Origin of the sequence: Flavobacterium sp., assembly GCF_043778725.1 — a bacterium.
Classification (GTDB): Bacteria; Bacteroidota; Bacteroidia; order Flavobacteriales; family Flavobacteriaceae; genus Flavobacterium.
The window spans coordinates 1-6100 of sequence record NZ_JAYWFT010000048.1 but is presented as its reverse complement, the minus strand read 5'-3'; the positions used below and the strand labels follow the sequence as shown (position 1 = coordinate 6100).

The 6100-nt window shown below is 34.4% G+C and carries 4 protein-coding genes; 3 read left to right on the top strand and 1 reads right to left on the bottom strand.

Features of this window, described 5'->3' with window-relative positions; translation table 11 throughout:
* Window positions 1-87 precede the first annotated feature (87 nt).
* The 3 genes from ACH2CG_RS04275 (at window position 88) to ACH2CG_RS04265 (ending at window position 2616) form a co-directional block, all read left to right on the top strand.
* Window positions 88-558, top strand: a complete 471-nt coding sequence (locus ACH2CG_RS04275) for an OmpA family protein (protein ID WP_395062540.1) — start codon at window positions 88-90, stop codon at window positions 556-558.
* A gap of 7 nt (window positions 559-565) precedes the next feature.
* Window positions 566-1360, top strand: coding sequence for an OmpA family protein (locus ACH2CG_RS04270; protein ID WP_395062538.1), 795 nt, complete (start codon window positions 566-568; stop codon window positions 1358-1360).
* A gap of 77 nt (window positions 1361-1437) precedes the next feature.
* The gene (locus ACH2CG_RS04265; protein ID WP_395062536.1) at window positions 1438-2616 is read left to right on the top strand and encodes an AIR synthase related protein; all 1179 of its coding nucleotides are present in this window, start codon (window positions 1438-1440) and stop codon (window positions 2614-2616) included.
* A 203-nt stretch (window positions 2617-2819) separates the two neighbouring features.
* On the opposite strand, the gene ACH2CG_RS04260 is transcribed toward ACH2CG_RS04265, so the two are convergent.
* A partial coding sequence (locus tag ACH2CG_RS04260) for a choice-of-anchor Q domain-containing protein (protein ID WP_395062534.1) occupies window positions 2820-6100 on the bottom strand: 3281 nt, incomplete at its 5' end.

Below are 6100 nucleotides of genomic sequence, written 5' to 3'. Positions count from 1 at the left end.
TGATTTTGTATGTCAGCGAAGTAAATGTTTCGTGATGCATCAATTGCAACACCAGAAGGTCGATTTAACATACTTAATGAGCTTTGAATGTTATCCCCATGGAAGGTTGCAAAACCATTGCCAGCCACTGTGGTGATGTTACCCGTTTTCTTCGGATACATGAATTTTCCTGAAAATGCGACTTTAGAGGATAAGATAAAATTGTCAAGAAAAGGAACGCTAATAAGATTGAATGACATTAATTTTTATGTTAATACATTTGCAATTGTACCATCATCCAAACGCGCTATTGATGAGTTAATTTTAGTAATGAATACATTTCCTAAACTTAAAATTGAAATTCAAGGACACATTTGTTGTATGCCCAAAGATGCTAGAAATTTATCATTAGATAGAGCACGACAAGTAAAAAGGATATTGGTGTCTGAGGAAATCAGCGAACGAAGAATACAAGTTAAAGGATTTGGAGTTTCTAAACCCAAGTTTCCTATTCCTGAAAAAAGCGAATTTGAAGCAGCTAGAAATAGGCGAGTAGAGATAATGATATTAGAAAAATAGTTTCACTATGAAAAATATAATCTGCATATTGTGTACAACAATGTCGTTGCTTAGTTTCTCTCAAAAAAAACTAGATATTTATTTTGATTTTGATAAATTCAATTTAAATGACGAAGCTGTAAAAAAAATAAACTCTTGGATTGCCGAAGGTAAAAATTATCAAGTAACCAAGATGTATGGGTTTTGCGATAGCAAAGGAACTAATGTTTACAACGATACATTGGCTATGAAACGCGTTAATGAAGTTTATGGTTTTTTAAAAGAAAGTGAGATAGAAGTTATTAAAGATATAGAAATTCGCGGTTTTGGAGAAGATTTTGAACAGTCTAAAGTACAAGGCGAAAACAGGCGCGTAACCATTTTATTTCAAGAAAAAACACAAACCAATTTAGCTGCCAAAGAAGTAGAGCTGGCCAAAGAAGTGTTGAAAGATAAAATGAAGATTGCTCAAAAAGGTGATTTAATAAAGTTACCCAATTTTTATTTTTTTAATAATTCGGCAAAAATAGTACCCAAGTCAGAGCCTGTTTTGTATGAATTGTTGTGTGTCATGAATGATAATCCCAATTTAAAAATTGAAATACAAGGACACATTTGCTGTAAACTTCCACAACAAGACGATGTAATTTCGGAGGCAAGGGCAAAGACAGTTTACAATTACTTGATAAGAAATAAAATAAATAGAAACCGAATGACATATAAAGGATATGGAGTTTCAAGACCTATACATTCTGTACCAGAAAAAAATTCGCTCGAAGAAGATGAAAATAGAAGAGTTGAAATTTTAATAATTGAAAATTAAGTATAAAAAATCTAATTTGAAATCTGCTTTTTTCATTCTTTCAATTATCTTTGCACAACAACACAACAGCTACACAAATGAGTTCTGACCACAGCCAACGCTACGCAATGCGCGGAGTTTCTGCATCTAAAGAAGATGTTCACAACGCTATAAAGAATATAGATAAAGGATTGTTTCCAAAAGCATTTTGTAAAATCGTTCCCGATTATTTAACCAACGATCAAGACTATTGTTTAATTATGCATGCCGATGGTGCAGGAACAAAATCCTCTCTAGCCTACATGTATTGGAAAGAAACAGGCGATATTTCTGTCTGGAAAGGCATTGCTCAAGATGCTCTTATCATGAATATTGACGATTTATTATGTGTTGGAGCAACCAACAACATCATGCTATCGTCAACCATTGGAAGAAATAAAAATCTAATTCCAGCAGAAGTGATTTCGGCAATAATTAATGGAACAGAAGAATTAATTGCCGAGCTTAAAACCTTTGGAGTAACCATACATTCTACTGGTGGTGAAACAGCTGATGTTGGTGATATTGTGAGAACAATAATTGTAGATTCTACTGTTACTGCTAGAATAAAACGTAGTGATGTTATTGATAATGCTAATATAAAACCTGGTGATGTTATTGTTGGTTTAGCATCATTTGGTCAAGCCAAATACGAGAAAGGCTATAATGGCGGAATGGGAAGTAACGGATTGACATCGGCACGACATGATGTTTTTGAACATTATTTAGCCGATAAATTTCCGGAAAGTTTTGATAGTTCTGTGCCTAAAGATTTAGTCTACTCTGGAGCTGTTAAACTTACCGATTCTGTTGATAATTCTCCAATTGATGCAGGTAAATTAGTACTTTCGCCAACCCGAACTTACGCACCAATTATAAAATCTATTTTAGATAAATATTCTTCAACTCAAATCCACGGAATGGTACATTGTTCTGGAGGAGCTCAAACTAAAGTGTTGCATTTTGTTGACAATGTTCATGTTATAAAAGATAATTTATTTTCAGTTCCACCATTATTTCAATTAATTCAAGAGCAATCTAAAACAGATTGGAAAGAAATGTATCAAGTATTTAATTGCGGACACCGAATGGAATTGTATGTGCCACAAGAAGTAGCCAATGATATAATTGCAATTTCACAATCGTATGGCGTTGATGCACAAATTATAGGCAGAGTAGAAGCAAGCACGACTAAAAAACTTACCATTTTAAGCCAGTATGGAGTTTTTGAATATTAATATTATAGAAGTCATCTACCAAGGTGTTTTCAATACTTCTATTACTTTTGGTTTTAATAATTATTAATATGTTGTAATTTTTTAAATTTCAAAATTAGCAAAATCTTTCAGGAACAAATTGGCGCATCAATAAGAATGAGTTTGATATAAAAAAAAGCCATCTAAAAATTAATTTAGATGGCTTTATTGTATTTTAAAAAAAATTATCTTTTTATAACACGTACCGTTTTAGTATTTTCTCCTTGAGATACAACTACATTATAAACGCCAGAAGTAAAGTTTGTTCCTAGAGTAAATGTTTCAATAGATGAAGAATTTATCTTTTTATCTTCTACTAATTTACCTAAGATGTCGTACACTTTAACTTGAATATTATCTTCACTGTTAGTTGTTAATTCAAGTTTGAAATTACCTTCAAATGGGTTTGGATATGCAAAAGCAGCAAATGATTTTTCTACTTTAAGACTATCTTCGCTCAATTGTCTTGATGCATTTCCGCCTGGAGTTACAATAGAACAAGTTGTTCCATAAGGTCCAAAGTCTGATTCGTTTGGCATTTTTACTGCTACTTGAACAGAATATGAAGAGCCAGCCATTAAACCTGGAAAGTTATTTAATGTAAATCTGTTTAATGAATTTGTAAATGCAGTATCATAACCATTAGAATTAAATAATCTAAATCTGTATTGAATAGCACCATTAATAGCGTTAGCAAATACAAGAGTTGTAGAAGAAGGTACAACATAATTAGAACATTGATTAGAACTAATTTCTGTTGTTGGATATGCTGGAGAATTTATCACGCAAGAAGTGTTGTATGGCAAGAAAGTTCCATCTGTATTTCTTAAAGAAACCTCAACACTATATGGTGTTGCATACAATATTCCAGATAATTGTGACAAGTTAAATTTGTTGTTACTTTGAGTAGTTTCTTGTGGTAATCCAATAGGTTGTAATGATGTGTTTAATCTAGTTACTCTAAATTTGTAAGCACTTACATTTGGTACAGCAGTTGCAGTAACAAACTGGAAGAATGAAGAAAGTGTAGTACCACATTGATTTCCAATAGTACTTTCAGGATTTGGAGTACTTAAGCTACAAGCTGGACCGTATGGTTGCCACATAGAATCAAAGTACAAAGAAATTTCAATTCTATAAGTAGCGTTGTAAGTTGTACCTGCAACGTTTGCTAATGAGATATTATTTACTGGTCTATCTAAAATAACCGCTGGAGCAATAGCAATACCGTTGCTATCAACTTTAGTTATTTTAAATCTATAGGCTTGAGCTCCGTTAGCATAATTTGCTTGAATAGTAGCATACCATCCAGAAAGAGTCGTTCCACAAATTGCTGAAGGTAAAGAACCTAACAAAATTCCTTTATTTTGACTTTCAAATGCACCTATGTCTCTACGTCCAGCAAAAACAGGATTTCCAATTTGATCATTAAATCCATCAGCTGTATTTCCTTTATTGTATGCAGGACTTCCAAAAAATAATGCATGTGTTAAAGTTGTACCACCATTATTTGCAAGAGATGCCAACAAAGGATTTACTGGAGAAACAGTAGTTCCAACAATATCGCCAGTTGAAGCTGTAAAAGTTGCAGTACTTGCTTTTCCAATTAAGTTATATCCATTAGATACAAATGCGCTTGTTGAAGTAGCAACATCAGCATCAGATGAAGCATTGTTTGTAGCCACGATAGTATTTTTTAGTGTTGGTACTGATGCACTTGTGTTAGAAATACCACCGCCATTTAACGATGCAGTATTGTTGGCAACAGTTGAAGCGTTAATACTTAAAGTTGCATTACTAAAAATACCACCACCATTAGCCGCAGAAGAATTTCCAGAAATAGTTGTTGTAGTAATAGAAGCAGCACCAGTTTTAACGTGAACACCACCACCATTTCCAGCAGCACCAGTAGATGAGTTGTTAGTTATTGAAGAAGTAGTAACAATTACGTTTCCACCATTTACAAATATCCCACCACCACCAAATGTAGTTCCGTTTCCTTTTGCAATATTGCTATCAATTTTCACATTAGAAACCGTCATAGTACTTCCAGTTTGATTCCATAAACCACCACCTTCGCGTCTTGCTAGGTTACCAGTAACATTTCCTCCAGAGATTGTTGTTGTTACAGCTGCAGTTGTATGAAGAGCACCACCATTTCCTGGAGCAGGAGTTCCAGCACCACCATCAACATCGTTGTTAGTAAGGTTAGAATTGATTATGTTTAAAACACCATTTACTACTTCAATTGCACCACCAGCACGATTTGCAGAGTTAGCATTTAAAGTAGAATTTGTAATTGAGATTGTACCAGCTAAACCAAAAACTCCACCACCAGAACCAGCAGTTCCAGTTGCTTTATTGTTAGTTACAGTTACATTATTTAGGTTTAAAGTTCCAGCATTATTAAATAATCCAGCACCACCATCGTCAGCAACATTTCCTAAAGCTGTATTTAAATTAACGATAGAATTAGTTATAGACATTGTTCCAGAACCATTCCATAAAGCACCACCTTCTTGAGCAGCTGTATTATTATTGTTAGTTCCACCAGTTATAGTTGCATTTCCTGCGCCAGTAATGTGAAAACCACCGCCATTACCTGGAGCAGCAGCAGTAGCACCAGAAGCAATAACACCTGTATTATTTCCGTTAAGAGAAACATTATTTAAAGTTGTAGTTGTTCCTGCGGCAGCTTCAATACCACCACCAGCTCTGTTAGATATATTTTGTGTAATAGAAGAACCTGTTGCGTTTAATGTACCAGCAAAGTTGAAAACACCTCCACCAGAACCTGCACCAGTAATAGCTTTGTTTAAAGAAACAGAAGCATTAGTAAGATTTACAGTTCCAGCTGCAATGTAAATTCCACCTCCACCTTCAGTAGGAGCAACTGCTCCTTGAGAGACATTAGAAGTAATTGCCGAATTAGAATCTACAGTTACTATTCCGTTTGTAGTTGCAATTCCACCACCTTTTAATTTAGAAGTATTATTAGAAATAGTAGAGTTAGAAACAAGTACAGTAGCTCCATCATTCAAGATACCACCACCAAGTCCTAAAGTTCCATTAGCACTATTATTAGAAACAGTTGCGTTTGTCACATTTAAAGTTCCAACTTGGTTGTATAAACCACCACCACCATTATCGGCATTGTTTCCAGAAGCAGTATTTCCGTTTACTATTGAACCAGAAACACTCATAGTTCCCGAACCATTCCATAAACCACCACCTTCGGCTGCAGCAATATTATTATTTACCGTTCCACCAGTTATTGTAGCGTTTCCTGAACCAGTAATGTGAAAACCACCACCATTTCCTGGAGCAGCAACAGCAGGAGAAACTCCTACATTATTATTGTCTAATGTTACATTGTTTAAAGTTGTAGTTGTACTAGCAACAGCTTCAATACCACCACCAGCTCTGTTTGCTCTGTTGCCAGTAATTGAAGAATTAGAAACAGTTA

What these genes read in the sequence shown, in the direction of transcription:
- ACH2CG_RS04275 (WP_395062540.1), top strand. Translation starts at nt 88, where the DNA reads ATGTTATCCCCATGGAAGGTTGCAAAACCATTGCCAGCCACTGTGGTG.
- ACH2CG_RS04270 (WP_395062538.1), top strand. Translation starts at nt 566, where the DNA reads ATGAAAAATATAATCTGCATATTGTGTACAACAATGTCGTTGCTTAGT.
- ACH2CG_RS04265 (WP_395062536.1), top strand. Translation starts at nt 1,438, where the DNA reads ATGAGTTCTGACCACAGCCAACGCTACGCAATGCGCGGAGTTTCTGCA.